The sequence below is a fragment of the Breznakia blatticola genome, from assembly GCF_004365815.1.
GTDB classification, from domain to species: domain Bacteria; phylum Bacillota_I; class Bacilli_A; order Erysipelotrichales; family Erysipelotrichaceae; genus Breznakia; species Breznakia blatticola.
In genome coordinates, this window is sequence record NZ_SODD01000003.1 from 16059 (window position 1) to 31120 (window position 15062).

13 protein-coding genes are annotated in these 15062 nt (G+C 34.5%); 3 read left to right on the forward strand and 10 right to left on the reverse strand.

The annotated features are described in order from the left end of the window. Positions 1–140 precede the first annotated feature (140 nt). The 6 genes from EDD63_RS01495 to mnmE all read right to left on the reverse strand — a co-directional run bounded on the left by EDD63_RS01495 (position 141) and on the right by mnmE (position 8038). Positions 141–1655, reverse strand: coding sequence for an NlpC/P60 family protein (locus tag EDD63_RS01495; RefSeq protein ID WP_243833717.1), 1515 nt, complete (start codon positions 1653–1655; stop codon positions 141–143). A gap of 533 nt (positions 1656–2188) precedes the next feature. Further along, positions 2189–3853: an ammonium transporter gene (locus EDD63_RS11700; RefSeq protein ID WP_134167764.1), complete on the reverse strand. Its 1665-nt coding sequence runs from the start codon at positions 3851–3853 to the stop codon at positions 2189–2191. Between the two features lie 181 nt (positions 3854–4034). Then, the gene (locus EDD63_RS01505) at positions 4035–5570 is read right to left on the reverse strand and encodes an RDD family protein (RefSeq protein ID WP_134167767.1); all 1536 of its coding nucleotides are present in this window, start codon (positions 5568–5570) and stop codon (positions 4035–4037) included. An 8-nt stretch (positions 5571–5578) separates the two neighbouring features. Beyond that, a complete protein-coding gene (locus tag EDD63_RS01510; RefSeq protein WP_134167769.1) occupies positions 5579–5890 on the reverse strand; it encodes a hypothetical protein in 312 nt (103 codons plus the stop codon). Between the two features lie 36 nt (positions 5891–5926). Further along, positions 5927–6697: a TatD family hydrolase gene (locus tag EDD63_RS01515; RefSeq protein ID WP_134167771.1), complete on the reverse strand. Its 771-nt coding sequence runs from the start codon at positions 6695–6697 to the stop codon at positions 5927–5929. Between the two features lie 12 nt (positions 6698–6709). Next, complete coding sequence (gene mnmE, locus EDD63_RS01520; protein WP_134167773.1) at positions 6710–8038, reverse strand: tRNA uridine-5-carboxymethylaminomethyl(34) synthesis GTPase MnmE; 1329 nt, start codon at positions 8036–8038, stop codon at positions 6710–6712. A 108-nt stretch (positions 8039–8146) separates the two neighbouring features. Between mnmE and EDD63_RS01525 the strand changes: the two genes are divergently transcribed. After that, positions 8147–9526 carry an NAD(P)/FAD-dependent oxidoreductase gene (locus EDD63_RS01525; RefSeq protein WP_134167775.1) on the forward strand — a complete coding sequence of 460 codons (1380 nt, stop codon included), beginning with the start codon at positions 8147–8149 and terminating at the stop codon, positions 9524–9526. A 108-nt stretch (positions 9527–9634) separates the two neighbouring features. Continuing rightward, a complete protein-coding gene (locus EDD63_RS01530; protein WP_134167777.1) occupies positions 9635–9826 on the forward strand; it encodes a hypothetical protein in 192 nt (63 codons plus the stop codon). Positions 9827–9882: 56 nt separating this feature from the next. Here the strand turns inward: EDD63_RS01530 and EDD63_RS01535 are convergent, their stop codons facing one another. From EDD63_RS01535 to EDD63_RS01545, 3 genes are all read right to left on the reverse strand, one after another. Next, entirely contained in the window at positions 9883–10377 is a 495-nt protein-coding gene (locus EDD63_RS01535; protein WP_134167778.1) for a GNAT family N-acetyltransferase, read from the reverse strand. Positions 10378–10481: 104 nt separating this feature from the next. Further along, positions 10482–12110, reverse strand: coding sequence for a vWA domain-containing protein (locus EDD63_RS01540; RefSeq protein ID WP_134167780.1), 1629 nt, complete (start codon positions 12108–12110; stop codon positions 10482–10484). 135 nt (positions 12111–12245) lie between these two features. Continuing rightward, positions 12246–13175 carry an aldo/keto reductase gene (locus EDD63_RS01545; protein WP_134167782.1) on the reverse strand — a complete coding sequence of 310 codons (930 nt, stop codon included), beginning with the start codon at positions 13173–13175 and terminating at the stop codon, positions 12246–12248. Positions 13176–13300: 125 nt separating this feature from the next. Between EDD63_RS01545 and EDD63_RS01550 the strand changes: the two genes are divergently transcribed. Beyond that, a complete protein-coding gene (locus EDD63_RS01550; RefSeq protein ID WP_134167784.1) occupies positions 13301–13837 on the forward strand; it encodes a DUF5662 family protein in 537 nt (178 codons plus the stop codon). A 23-nt stretch (positions 13838–13860) separates the two neighbouring features. On the opposite strand, the gene EDD63_RS01555 is transcribed toward EDD63_RS01550, so the two are convergent. Then, a complete protein-coding gene (locus tag EDD63_RS01555) occupies positions 13861–15060 on the reverse strand; it encodes an ethanolamine utilization protein EutH (RefSeq protein WP_134167786.1) in 1200 nt (399 codons plus the stop codon). Positions 15061–15062: the final 2 nt, after the last annotated feature.

Here is a 15062-nt window from a genome sequence, read left to right on the forward strand (position 1 = left end):
AGCTTCTTTTATTATGCATTTGTAGTCATTATTTACACTTAGGTTGGCTAGTCGTCATAACGTTATATACAAGTTATTAATATATATGTAATCAATAAAAAAGATGGATTCCGTTAGGTTTCCATCTTTGATTATTAAACTTAAGGTAAGCGAATGAATACAGGTCCTGAACCTAAGTATGCACTTGCGATTGCAGTAGTTCCCATGTATCCACCATGGATTGCTTGTCCACCACCAATGTATACAGCGATGTGTGGTACTCCAGCTCCAGCGTTATCGTAGTAAATTAAATCACCAGGTTGTGCTTGGCTAGCAGGAACGATTGTTCCTAAGCTCATGTATCCAGCTGGCCATCCGTGGTAGTAAATACCAACAGCAGCCAATGCATTTGTTACTAACATTGTACAGTCTTGGTTAACACCTAATTGAGCGTATGCAGCAGCAACGATTGAGTTACCACTTACTGAATCAGGTACGTCAACTGAAGATCCATTGTCTGCAGCTACTTGAGAGTTTCTTGCGTTTTCTTCTTCTAATGCAAGTGCTTCTCTTTCGGCTTCACGTTCTTCTTCTAATTCTGCTTCACGTCTTTCTTCAGCAGCTTCTTCATCTTCACTTACAGTTACAACTAATTGTGCTTCTGCTTTGTTTCCATTAGCATCAACTGCTGTATATGTGAATGTATAATCTCCGTCGATGTATAATCCATCTTCGTTTTCTTCGATTTCTCCATTTACTGTGTAGTTCACTACTTCGTCGTAGTTATCAAATACACCTGTTACATATGCTTGAGGATCAAAGTCTCCTGTATCAAGTACATCTACATGTGTTTCTGATAAAGCAATTACTGGTGCTTGTGTATCTACATATTTCACATTTACTAAGTATGAGTTAACTGCAAATACATCATCAGCGATTACTGGTTTGTCGTTGTTTAGTTCTACTTTATTTACACTGTCACTTGCATAAGCTTCTTTTGATTGAATCTTAATTGCTACAGTATCTTCTCTTAATTCTTTTGTTGGGATACGATCCAATTTCACTACGTAGTTACCAATTTCATATCCTTGGCTTCCATCATTAAGTGTAATTGCTTTTGCATCGTATACGTTACTTTCATTTCTTGAAATGATTTCTTTAGCAACATCAATGATTGCACTGTCATCACCATAGTTCACTTTGATTGCTTTTTCATTTAATGGAGTAGCAACTTCTACTTTACGAAGAACAGTTGCTGCATCAACTTGTGAGCGTCCTAGTCCAGTAAATGTAAATGTTACTGCAAATACTAAAGCAGCAGTAGTTGTTGTTAATACAAAGTGTTGAAAGTTGAAGTGTACTTTACCAAAACGGTTTTCAATTGTAGATAAAGCAACGTTTGCTTTATTTGCAATTGAAGTACACGTAGTTTTCGTTTGTTTGATAACTACTGGATAGATTTCTGTAAATGCTGCATCTGCTTTTACAATTGCTTGACTTGATAAAGCCATTGCTAATTCTAATAGTTCTGCACCAGCTACACTAGCTTTGATTTTACATGTATTTGCCCATGTTCCAGCAACTTTTAATCCTACTTTAAAGTTGCTCATTAAAATTGTGTTTAATTCTTTGAGTTTTCGTGTCCCTAGTACGAAAGTTTTCTTGATTGAATTCATTCGGTCACCCCTCAGTGTTTATTCATTTTCTACATAACAAAATCATATAGATTTTTACAAGTTTGATGATACCATAGTGAAAGCCCTTACACAATCAAATCCCAAATTTTCACATAAATATATTTGTGTTTTTTCTATTAAGGGTCAAATGATAAAAAAACGCAGCATTCATCACATTTTATTACATATTGAACTTCTAAAAAACAACGTTTTTTTATACTGTTTTTATAATAAAACTATCATGATTGTGGGTGAAAATACACAATATTTATTCACGATTTATAACCACTTTATTTCTTAAGTAAGTAGTTTTTCTTTTTCTATCGAAAAAATCGACATTGCGATGAATTCTATCATGTAAAGTCGATCTTTATTCCTTACTTCTTATGTACTTTATTAATGAATAGATACAGTCTAACTTCACAGTTTCGATACTTAAATTTCTATAACTACATTACTTACTCCATGAACTAAGTCTACTTCTACTTTTTGTATCATTACATCTACATCGAAAACTATATGAACTTATTTTATTAGTCTTCATACTGAAGTGCATCAACGCCTTGTTCTCCTGTACGAATCTTAATTGCATCAAGTACATCATATACAAATATTTTCCCATCCCCGATATTTCCGGTATATAATACACGTTTTGCTGTATCTACTACAAGCGTAACTGGCACCTTAGCAACAACTACCTCACATTTTATTTTCGGTAATAGCTCTGTATCAACCTTAGCACCACGATAATATTCCGTTTGTCCTTTTTGTGTTCCACATCCAAGCACTTTTGTCACGGTTAATCCCATGACTCCAATTGCACTAAGCGCTTCTTTTAAGTTTTCAAAGCACTCTGGACGACATACAATGACCACTTTATATATGCCACTTGTTATCGATGTTTCTTTTTCCATATACAGTGGAGTATATTCATATACATCACCTAATTGTTCTGTTGGTGTTGTATCATCAAAACTAAAACCCGCATATGAAGAAACAAGTCCGTGTTCTTCAATATCAAGACCAACAAGTTCTTCTTGCCTTGTTACTCGTAAACCTATAGTTTTCTTTATAACCATAAAAGCAATTGTCATGGTTACTGTAACCCATAGCATCACACTCCCCACTCCAATACATTGCGTGATAAAGAAATCCATTCCATGACCATAAAACAAACCACCATCAACAGCAAGCAGTCCTGTCATTAGTGTTCCAAGTGCACCACAACCTCCATGTACAGCAATTGCACCAACAGGATCATCAATATGTGCAATATTATCCATGAACCAAACAACAAATAACATCACTAGCCCTGCACAACATCCAATAATAGCAGCACCAAATGGATCTACTACATCGCATCCTGCAGTAATTGCTACAAGTCCAGCAAGAGAGCCATTTAATGTCATTGACACATCTGGCTTTTCATATTTTATCCAAGTAAATAGCATAACTACAACCGTTGCACTTGCAGCAGCTAAGTTTGTATTCACAAAAATATTACCTGCACTCACCATTGATTCTGAACTGCTTAACGATAATGTTGAAGTACCATTAAATCCAAACCAACAAAACCACAGAATGAACACACCAAGTGCTCCAAGGGTTAATGAATGACCCGGAATTGCTTTTACACTTCCATCTTTTCCATATTTCCCAATGCGTGGTCCAAGAATTTTAGCACCAACTAAAGCGGCAACTCCACCAACTAAGTGCACAGCAGTCGATCCTGCAAAATCATGAAAGCCTTGTTGTGCTAGCCATCCGCCACCCCAAATCCAGTGACCTGAGATTGGATATACAATCATACTAATAATTATTGAATACACACAGTAACTAGAAAACTTTGTACGTTCTGCCATAGCTCCAGAAACAATCGTAGCTGCGGTTGCACAAAACACGGTTTGAAATATCACAAATACATAAGTTGGGATATTGCTATCATAATTCCCTTGAATAAAGAAATCGAATGAACCAACCAATCCTCCTATGTCTTCTCCTTGCATCAAACCAAAACCAATAATCCAAAAGACAATCGTTCCTAATGCGAAGTCCATTAGGTTCTTCATAATAATGTTTCCCGCATTTTTTGCCCTAGTGAATCCTGTTTCTACCATCGCAAATCCAGCCTGCATAAAAAATACAAGTGTTGCCCCCAATAATACCCATAACGTATCAATACCAGAAAATGAACCCATATACATACCTCCCTTATAACAAAAAAAGATGCATACTTTATAAAAAGTACACACCTTTGTGTCGGTTCAAACACAAGCAAAAACACAAAAGAGGCCTTGTAAGTTTTTTGCTTACAAAGCCTCTTTGCTTATGTTTGTACTTAGTTTACGCTTATCTAAAGTGCTTGTCAACCACTTTTTTTTACTTGCTCTTGCTAGCGTATGTTTCCACAAAATTTTCTACAAGTGCTTCTGCATCTAGTGGACATGTCGTATGTCCAAGTATGAATTCTTTGCGTTTTTCACCATGATATTCACTACCTGCACTGACTGCACAATTGTATTTTTTAACCAATTTCAGTAAGTATTTTACATCATTCTTACTTTGTCTAGGTGTGAACACTTCAAGTCCATCAACTCCAGACTCTAGTAGTTCACTAATATATTCAGGTTCATCTTTTAAATACACCATTGGATCTTCTAACATAACAACTCCACCAGTAGCCTTTACCAAAGAAATCATATCTTCTACTTTTGGATGTGCAACTGGGCAATATGCAACTGCTCCAGGTGCAAAGAAATCCTGTACGAAATTCGCAATTGGACGATTTCGTTTATTTCCAGTTAAATATGGTGCGATCAATTGATGATCTTTATAATTTACATTATTTAGTACATAACGAGCAATTAGTTCTGGTGAAGCAAGTTGGAAACGATTGCCTTTCAGTAATTGTTCGGTATCGATTTCTATACCTGTAAACTCTTCAAAGAGTTTTACACGACGCATACTACTCGCTTTTTCTTTCATTAAATTTTCATGTTCCAATGTCACAAAACGTTCATCAGAAGGATCAATAAAATAACCCAAGATACGCATATGCATATCTTTATAACTACAATCGATAGAAATTCCAGGAATGTAGTTAATCTCATATAAAGGTGCTAAACGCAACGCAGATAAGTTTGCTTTTGCACTATTGTGATCTGTAATCGACAGTGTATGTACACCGGCTTTTTTTGCTTGTTTAAATAGATCTTCAACATTGTATTCTCCATCATGAGAGAATGTAGAAATCAGATGTAAATCAATCGTATTTTCTGCCTTTGGTGTTTCTTTAGCTGCTGGTTTTTCAACAACAATATCTTCACGACGGACTGCATCATTTAAACAAACGACTTTTGTTTTCAAGATAAAGTCGATAATACTACGATGGCGTCCATCAATAAAGACAAGTAAGCCATCAAGTACTAAAAATGCAAGTATTCCTAATATTCCATTTGTGAATAATGAAAATAACCCATAAAAGGCAAACATTGGTAACGTTTTACCGAATGCTTCACGAACGAATAATTTCTTTCTTGAACATTCACTTCCATCGCTATTTACTACTTTTAAACGCATTGCAATTTTACCAAAACTTTGACCTTTAAACATAATTGTCAAATACGTGTTTGCACCAATTGCAAATATTACAATCAAAATGACGGTAACAATAGCCGCAAAATTCAATAAACTTACACTGATAAAACCACTACTTGTAAGTATAAAAACAACAAGCCATAAAATGACTGGAAGTAACATAAAGGCAATATCACCCAATTCCGCAATAAAGCGCATCCATAAATTCTTACGCGTGAAATTTTGTGCCATATATCGCCCATAACGATCATAGTCACTTGAGCGTTGCTTCATGCGTTTTTGTAGGGTTTCCTTTTTTCCTTGCATCGAATTTGTCATAGATCCTCCTATCCCTTTTTACGCAATTGATAGCATAAAAAGTGGAAATAAAAACCAAGGTAGCACAAGATTCGATACATGATCCCTGCACTTCCTAATATAATGATCATCTTTAGAAATATATCATCTGTTTTTAATATATTAATTGAAATAAACATGGCGAATATAACACTCACAAAAGGAAAAAGAATATACCAACGCCAAGCTTCGCTTTTTAGTTCATACTCTGCGCGACAATGCTCACAACGAATATGGGCAAACATAATTTTTTTCTTCGTTTGTATTTCCTTTTGACATACTTCACATGTTTGTATTTTCATAAGTTCTCCATAATTATAGCATGTATAGGCAAAAAGCTATAGTTTGAAAAAATGCTTGTAGTTTTCTTGCATTTGATCCGCTAATACGTTTGGATCAATATCTAGTAGTTCTACTAATTTTGCAAACGTATAACTTGCATACATCGGTTCATTTTCTTTTCCACGAAATGGATGTGGAGTCAAAAATGGACAATCGGTTTCAATAAACATTCGATCGATTGGCACAACTGCAGGCACCTCTAATAAACCACGTGCATTTTTGAATGTAAGTGGTCCAGCAAACGAAATATATCCGCCCATTTTCATCACGATTTCTGCAGTTTCTTTACTACCACTAAAACAGTGCATCAAAAACTTCGTCTTGCAGTGTGCTGCAAGTATATCCAATGTATCTTTTGTTGCATCACGCATATGAATTAAAATCGGATAATCATATGTATTGGCTAATTCAATTTGTTTCATAAATAATTCTTTTTGCATTTCAATATCTGTACCATCATAGTGATAATCTAATCCAATTTCACCAATTGCGATAATTTCATGATTTTGACATGCTTGTTCTAAACGCTGCAGATCCGATTCTTTAATATCAAATAAATCACTAGGATGAAAGCCTAGGGCTATATCTATCATATCAGTATATTTTGCTTGTAAAGTTAATGCGCGTTCAAACTCAACAACGCTTGTACAAATACAAACGATTTTATTAAAATGAGCATCTTTAGCATGTTGTATAATTTCATCAACTCTTTCATATAGTCGATCAAATGTAAGATGTGCATGTGTATCAATTAACGAATAATCCATATATACTCCTACCTATTTACCTAAACAAAATTTTGAGAATAATGTATCAAGTAAATCATCTTTACTTACTTCACCAAGGATTTCTTTTAGTGAATAATATGCATCTTGAAGATCAATTGTCACTAGATCTAGTTCATAGCCTAACTCAAGTGCTTCCTTTGCTTTCACTAAAGAAACTTTAGCTTTTGCCATTAAAGATAATTGACGTTCGTTTTGCAGCATTGGCATTTGGTATGCTTGATGGAATTCTTGGTATTTTTCATTCAAAGCATCCATTAAGACATCAACATCTCCATCTTTAGCAGAAATGTTAATTCCATCATGTGTTTTCTCATCTTTTTTATTATAGATAAGTAAGCGATCTTTTCCTTCACTAATAGCAAGTAATTCTTCATCTTGTACATCCAATGGTTTTGAACCATCAAATACCACAAGTACAAGTTGTGCTTCTTCAACCATTTTCTTCGAACGATCAATTCCAATTTTCTCAATTGTATCATCGCTTTGACGAATTCCTGCTGTATCAATTAGATGTAATGTTACATTATCCAAACGGATACTACCTTCTACAATATCACGTGTTGTTCCTTCAATATCAGAAACAATCGCTTTATCTTCCTCAAGCAGGGCATTTAATAAACTTGATTTTCCAACATTCGGCTTTCCAATAATTGCGGTTTTAATACCTTCACGTAAAACTTTACCTGAGGATGCACGACGTAACACCTCATCAATATCCTTTAATAAATCTAACGTTTTTGGTAATAAGATTTCAGCAGTTAATAGTTCTACATCATCATATTCAGGGTAATCAATATTCACCTCAATATTCGCAATAATATCAAGTAGTTTTTCTAACAATGGATCCATGACTTTGACAACACTTCCTTGGATCGCTTGAATTGCCATACGTGCGTTGTTTTTATCTTGCGCAAACACCATGTCATGAATTCCTTCTGCTTTCGTTAAATCCATTTTACCGTTTAGATATCCACGTTGACTGAACTCACCAGGATTTGCCATACGCGCACCATTTTCCAAACATAAACGTAAGATTTCTTTGGTAATGTATGAACCACCATGACAGTTGATTTCCACCATATCTTCACCAGTATATGTTTTTGGTGCTTTAAATAAGGAAACAAGCACTTCATCAACTTTCTCACCGTTTTTTGGATCACGAATAAAACCATATGTAATCGTATGGCTTGCTTGTTGATGTAAATCTTTATGTAATAATGTGCTTGCGATTTCTATTGCATCTGGACCACTCATTCGAACAATGGCAATGGGGCCTTGTTGGAGTGCAGTTGCAATCGCTACAATTGTATCTTGGAACATATCATTTTCTCCATTTTCGTGTCTATTATTATACCACAATAAGAAAGTGAATATAACGCTTGCACTTTTAACTAAATTCCTTATAATACCAATGGGGGTAAGATAACTATGAAATATGACGTAATCATCGTTGGAGCTGGTCCTGGTGGGATTTTCTCAGCACTAGAACTAACAAGAAAAAACAAAGAACTTAACATCCTAGTACTAGAGGCAGGAAATCCACTAAGTAAACGCCACTGTCCTATCGATGGTGTAAATATTCGAAGCTGTATCTCATGTCCAAGTTGTGACATTATGAAAGGTTTCGGTGGTGCAGGTGCATTCTCTGATGGAAAATACAACATCACTAACGAATTTGGTGGAAACTTACACGAATACGTTGGAAAACAAGAAGCACTTGATCTAATGAATTATGTAGATGATATTAATATGGAATACGGTGGAGCAAGTGCTCGTAAATTCTCTACTGCAAATTCTGAATTGAAAAAGCGCTGTTTGCAACACGAATTGCATTTACTTGATGCACAAGTTCGTCACTTAGGAACAGACTTAAACTACATCATTCTAGAAAACCTATACAAAGAATTAGAAGATACAATTGATTGGAAATTCCATTCCTCAGTAACAAAAATTGAGAAAGTAAGTGACCATGATTATAAAGTATATGTTGGTGAAACGGTATACGAATGTGATACTTGTATCATTTCAACGGGTCGTTCAGGTTCAAAATGGATGCAATCGATTTGCGATAACTTAAATATTGAAACACGTAGTAACCGTGTAGATATTGGGGTTCGTGTAGAACTACCTGCTGCTGTATTTGAAGATATCACAGATGAAGTATACGAAAGTAAAATTATTTATCGTACAGAAAAATTCCAAGATAAAGTTCGTACATTCTGTATGAACCCACGCGGAATTGTTGTAAATGAAAATACAAATGGTGTTATTACTGTAAACGGACACTCATACGAAGACAAAGGATGTTTCTCAGAAAACACGAACTTTGCTTTACTTGTTTCTAACAAGTTCACGGAACCATTTAAAGATTCTAATGAATATGGAGAAAGTATTGCACGTTTATCAAACATGTTATCTGGAGGAGTTCTTGTCCAACGTTTTGGTGATTTGATTCGTGGACAACGTTCAACACAATCAAGAATTGATGATGGATTTGTGACACCAACACTAAATGCAACACCTGGTGATTTAAGTCTTGTCATACCAAAACGTCAACTTGATGATATTATTGAAATGCTATATGCATTAGATAAAATTGCTCCAGGAACAGCAAGTGATGACACTTTACTATATGGAGTTGAAGTTAAATTCTATAACTTACAAGTAGATGTTGATAACCAACTAGAAACAAAACATAAAGGACTTTATGTTATTGGTGATTGTAGTGGAGTTACACACTCATTAAGTCACGCAAGTGCTAGTGGTGTATATGTAGCTAGAAAAGTTGCTGCAGATCTTCAAAAATAAACGCTAGAAATCATGCATTGTCATGGTTTCTTTTTTTGTCTATCAAAAATTATGTATTTTATATTGCACATTATGATATACTAAAACGCGTGCAAAGGGGGAAATCACATGAATAAAAATACGAAAATGATTCTTTTTGGAGTTGCGCTATTGGTACTTGATATTATCTTACGAGTTGCATTAAAATCAGATGTACAATCAGATAAAATTGCATTAGGTTCAATTACATTAGTTATTGATGTTGTTGCAATTGTACTTATTGTAAAAGGAATTCTAGCCAACCGTAAAAACAAACAATAGAATATTATAAAACGCCAGTTCTCATATTGCTTGAGAGTTGGCGTTTTATTTTTGTTTTACTTTATACATGCACTTCTACGTTCCATCAATATGGTGTTTCTCCATATACCAAGAATATCTTTTCCTATGCGTTCACGATAACCAACATTTCGAAATCCATGTTTTTCGTGTAGCTTAATGCTTGCGATGTTTTCTTCCATAATTCCAGCTTGTAATGTCCAAATCCCCTGTTTTTCAGATGCGGGAATCATTTGTTCATACAAGTTAGACGCAATATGACATCCTGCATACGAACGATCAATATAAACACTGATCTCGCAAACACCTTTATATACTTCTCTTGACGATGTTGAACTTAGTGCAACCCAACCAACAACCTTGTCTTGAATACATGCAACATATCTTAGCTGCTTTAGATGTGACTTATCCCATGCGTCATATGTTGGTATTTCTGTTTGAAATGTTGCAAGATTTGTCTCAATTCCTTGCTTGTAAATTGAAGCCACTTGCTTCCAGTCTGATTGTTTCATTTCTCGTATTGTTATATCCATAGTATCCCCTCAAGTATGTACTTACATTACACCATATTTCCTGTTTTGTGCATAGAAAAAAGAAACCAATTGCCTAAACAACTGATTTCTATATGTATCTATTCCTATAATGACTTACGGTAACGGTTTAGTCTATATGCTAAATATAAACTAGCTCCTGCTAAAGTCACTAACATAACAACAAGTCCTGTTGAGTTTTGACCAGTAGCTACACTTGGAAGTTTCTTTGGTTCATCCTTTGGTGTATCTTTTACATCTGGTGCAATACTAGGCGCTGATTTTTCATATCCTACATAGATATTTGTACAATCCATAATATCTGTAAGTGCATATGCATTTCCTGATAATGTAGTAAGATCAACTGCACTAACAACAGCATCTTTATTCATTGGATATGTAGTCACTACAACTTGTTCTAATTTTGCGTTTGCATCTTTAGGTGCCCATGTAGCCGTATGACTTGCACCGTTTCCTACATAATACTCAGTAGTTTTATATGTATTTTCAATTGCAGAGTTTTCACATGAGCTAACACTTACTTTATGTGTTGTTAAATCAACTGCTTCATCAATTGCTACTGTACCTTTTTCTTCACCATATGTGTAATTAAAAGTTACTTTTTGTTGAATGGTTGTTGTCTTAAACTCTTTTTGTGTTAACTTAGCAGCTTCTGCTTGGTTAATTTTCACTTTGTATGAATATGTATACGTTCCAGTAGTTGGACTACTTACCCCAAACATAAAGTCATGTATATAACCAGCACTACCACCTTGGATGTCTGCTCCGTTTTCTTCTGTGATTTCTAGTGAATCAGCCACAAAATCATAGCTTTCTGGAAGTGTTACATCTACATTCACCATATCAATCATCGCTTTTGAAACCTCAGTATGAATACTATTAAGCACATCTTCTAATATATCTTCTTCCAATGGAATAATGTATGTTTGAGCATTCACGTTTGCTCCAACCGAAGCTGATAAATTGTTTAGTGCATCTGCACCTTCTTTATTCTTGTCTTCTGAGAATCCCATTCCAATTAGGCGATAGATAGTTGTTGTATCCTTCAAACTTTTAAAATGAGACAGAGTTAAACTTGCATTTGAAGATGGGTCATCTTGACCATCAGTAATCGCAATAATAACTTTTACTCGATCTTCCGTATTCGTGTCTTCACTGATTAATTTTTCAGCCTCTTTAATCCCACTTCCAAGATATGTTCCACCAGTTTTATCTAGTCTATCAACTGCATTGTTGAAAGTTGTTAAATCTGAAGTGAAAGTCGTAAGTGTTTTCGCTGTTGAATCAAAGTCTACTGCAGCCACACGATTATTTGCATTACTGTTCATAATTGCTTCAGCGAGTTTCTTTGTATTTTCAACTACTACTTCATTTCTTGTTTTTTCATCTTTTCCTGCAATGGTATTGGCACCGTCCATACCAAATCCCATACTTCCAGATGAATCAAGCACAAACACTACATCTACATCTTTTTGATTTGTTACTGTTAACTCTTTAGGTATCGCTTTAAACGTACCAGTTACTGTATATGTATCATCAGTACCTGGATCTACCTTGGCGTTTACTGTAACATCACTTTCTGCATTCACGTATGTGTTTGCAGTTTCATTGGCATTTGCCATTGCGTTCGTTGAAAACATTGCTGTACATGCAACGAAAACAACCGCAAATAAGGCAACGAGTTTCGTTAACCCTCTTTGTGTTATTTTTAACATTTGAAAATCCTCCTTATAAAACACACACAAATTATATCATGATTGTTTTGCATCATATAAATAAAAGTCATTTAATTTACACAAAACACATTAAAAAAACACATAGATTTTTACATCCATGTGTTCATTATTTCTTTATGGTAATGCGTGTCCAATTGCATCAATGTAAATGTGATACCATTCTTCTCTACTTAGTTCAACATTACATCCTGCACACATCTCACGAAGGTGATTCACACTTGTTGTTCCAAAGATTGGTTGGAAGTTTGCTGGGTGGCGTAAGAACCAAGCAATAACAACTGCACTTTTACTAACATCGTATTTCTTTGCATACATATCTAATGTATCATTCAACTTTTGATAGTCTAGGTTATTTAGGAAAGTTCCTTCTTCCCAACTTGCTTGCATAATACTCCATGGTTGAATTGTAACATCATGTAAACGACAGTAATCAAGAATGCTTCCATCATGATCAATACTTTGACTTTCTTTCATATTTGTAAATAGACCTTGTGTCATCATTAGTGAATGAACAGGACTTAATTGTAATTGATTGAACATCAATTTTTGTTTACATGCTTTTTGTAGTAATTCCATTTGCATTGGATTCATATTACTCACACCAAATGCTTTTACTTTTCCACTTGCTTCAAGTTCATCAAATGCTTCAGCAATTTCTTTTGGATCAGCTAATGTATCCGGTCTATGTAAAACCAATACATCTAAGTATTCACAGTTCATTCGTTCAATACTTTGATTTACGCTATTGATGATGTGTTCTTTACTAAAATCAAAATATCCCACATGTTCACCACGGCGAATTCCACATTTTGATTGAATGATCATCTCTTTACGTAGTTCAGGGTTTTGTTTTAGTACTTCTCCAAATAGTTTTTCACTTTTTCCACCACCATAAATATCTGCATGGTCAAAGAAATTTACGCCTTCTTTAAGTGCTTCTTTTACAAGTTCTGTAAAGTCAGTTACACTCATATCACTAATACGCATACAACCGAAGGCTAGTTGACTTACTTTCATTCCATTTTGTAATTCTAAATATTTCATTAGGTTCACCTCTTCTGTATTCATCATAAACCAATTTAACTAAAACTTCATCTTCTTTTCATCATTTCACATGATTCTTTTAAGTTGCTAGAAAACTTGGATTAGATTTATGCTATGATAATCATATGAATTTATGGCAAAAATATTGGGGACATTTAACTACCATTAATAAACACAAGATTAAAGTTACTGCATTATGCTTTCGATGTGGAATATACAAGCAAGGACTATTACATGATTTATCTAAGTATTCATGGATCGAATTTAGTTCTGGAGTAAAATATTTCCAAGGAAATCGAAGTCCGATTGATGCAGAAAAAGAAGACAAAGGATATTCTTTAGGATGGCTTCACCACAAAGGTAGAAATAAGCATCACTGGGAATACTGGCTAGATAATGCAGTTGGTGGAATCAAGCCGATTCAGATGCCTACCAAGTATGTTGTTGAAATGTTTTGTGATCGTGTTGTTGCCTCAAAGATATATCAAAAAGATGCATACACAGATAGTAGTGCACTAGATTATTATGACAATGGAAATGGATATTTAATTATCCACCCTGAAACAGACAAACTCATTCGACACTTACTTGTATACTTAAGTGAAAACGGATTAGATGAAACTGTTTCTTATATTAAAAGTGAAATACTAACAAAGCGGTAAATCAACTTACCGCTTTTCTTTATCTACATTATCTCTTTTTTCATTATTGGAATAATTGCTTTTTTTGCAATAATAATTGCACATATTCCTGCTACAAGTTTACCTAATATAATGTACATTACTAAACTAGGTTGATAGTTAGTTGTGAAGGCAAGGTGATCACCTAACAAGAATGACCCACATACTGAAAACGCTAATACTATTACCTTATCTTCATCATCTAAATCCTCAACTAGAACCAACGATGCTAGCACATTTGCACAACAACCAATCAAACCTACCATAAGCTTATCACTTAACCCAAATGCATCACCAACTTTAATTATATGCTTAATAAAGTACTTCTTTATTAAATACATCATTGGAAAAGTACCACATAGCATAATACCTATATATCCTGCATTTTCTAACGCACGATTTATATTGCTTGTATCAGCAATCATTGGATCTAAAAGCCAAGGGATATCTAACCATATGCAAATGTTCGAAAAAATGGATGTAAAATGTTCAATAACACAAATAACAAATATCATACGCATGATTGCATTAAACATATTTCCAAACATTTGAAATCCTTGAATCATTGTATTTGGAACCTTTATTAAACCAACTACGATGATTGCACACACTACCAACAAAGGTAATAAATTACGAATCATGACTACTATACTTAGTTGAAGTTGATAATTTAAGGAAGATGATGTACTTACAACATCACGTATTAACGGATTGGTAATAACCATACTAAGTGATGATACAAGGACACCAATCGGAATAGAAACAAATCCAGCTAATACGCCATATGCAAGAAATTTATGGTCTTCTTTTTTTAAAATTCGCAATGCTACCGGAATGGTAAATACGATCGTTGCACCTGCCATATATCCTGCGACCATTGCCATAATCCATGATTCTCTTGTATCTGAAAGCACATCAGCAAGTTGATAACCTCCCATATCAACAGCAAGAAATGTCGTTGCTGCCATTGCAGAATCTGCACCAACCATTTGATACAATGGAGAAATTATGGATGTTATCAACTTTGTTAATATAGGAATAGATGCCATTACTCCTCCAACTGATAAAAAAATGGTTCCAATTGATTCAATTCCCTTAACAAACTCTAATCCAAGTAGATTTTCATCCTTACGTAGTGAGGAAATTGCACCTAGAAAAGCACAAAACATAATAATGTAAATTACAATTTTACCTATAAATTCCATGA

Excerpts from the sequence above, each read along its gene's own strand:
- EDD63_RS01515 (WP_134167771.1), bottom strand. The coding sequence starts at position 6,697 with ATGGATTATTCGTTAATTGATACACATGCACATCTTACATTTGATCGA.
- EDD63_RS11700 (WP_134167764.1), bottom strand. The coding sequence starts at position 3,853 with ATGGGTTCATTTTCTGGTATTGATACGTTATGGGTATTATTGGGGGCA.
- EDD63_RS01550 (WP_134167784.1), top strand. The coding sequence starts at position 13,301 with ATGAATTTATGGCAAAAATATTGGGGACATTTAACTACCATTAATAAA.
- EDD63_RS01510 (WP_134167769.1), bottom strand. The coding sequence starts at position 5,890 with ATGAAAATACAAACATGTGAAGTATGTCAAAAGGAAATACAAACGAAG.
- EDD63_RS01495 (WP_243833717.1), bottom strand. The coding sequence starts at position 1,655 with ATGAATTCAATCAAGAAAACTTTCGTACTAGGGACACGAAAACTCAAA.
- EDD63_RS01545 (WP_134167782.1), bottom strand. The coding sequence starts at position 13,175 with ATGAAATATTTAGAATTACAAAATGGAATGAAAGTAAGTCAACTAGCC.
- EDD63_RS01535 (WP_134167778.1), bottom strand. The coding sequence starts at position 10,377 with ATGGATATAACAATACGAGAAATGAAACAATCAGACTGGAAGCAAGTG.
- EDD63_RS01525 (WP_134167775.1), top strand. The coding sequence starts at position 8,147 with ATGAAATATGACGTAATCATCGTTGGAGCTGGTCCTGGTGGGATTTTC.
- EDD63_RS01505 (WP_134167767.1), bottom strand. The coding sequence starts at position 5,570 with ATGACAAATTCGATGCAAGGAAAAAAGGAAACCCTACAAAAACGCATG.
- EDD63_RS01540 (WP_134167780.1), bottom strand. The coding sequence starts at position 12,110 with ATGTTAAAAATAACACAAAGAGGGTTAACGAAACTCGTTGCCTTATTT.
- EDD63_RS01530 (WP_134167777.1), top strand. The coding sequence starts at position 9,635 with ATGAATAAAAATACGAAAATGATTCTTTTTGGAGTTGCGCTATTGGTA.
- mnmE (WP_134167773.1), bottom strand. The coding sequence starts at position 8,038 with ATGTTCCAAGATACAATTGTAGCGATTGCAACTGCACTCCAACAAGGC.
- EDD63_RS01555 (WP_134167786.1), bottom strand. The coding sequence starts at position 15,060 with ATGGAATTTATAGGTAAAATTGTAATTTACATTATTATGTTTTGTGCT.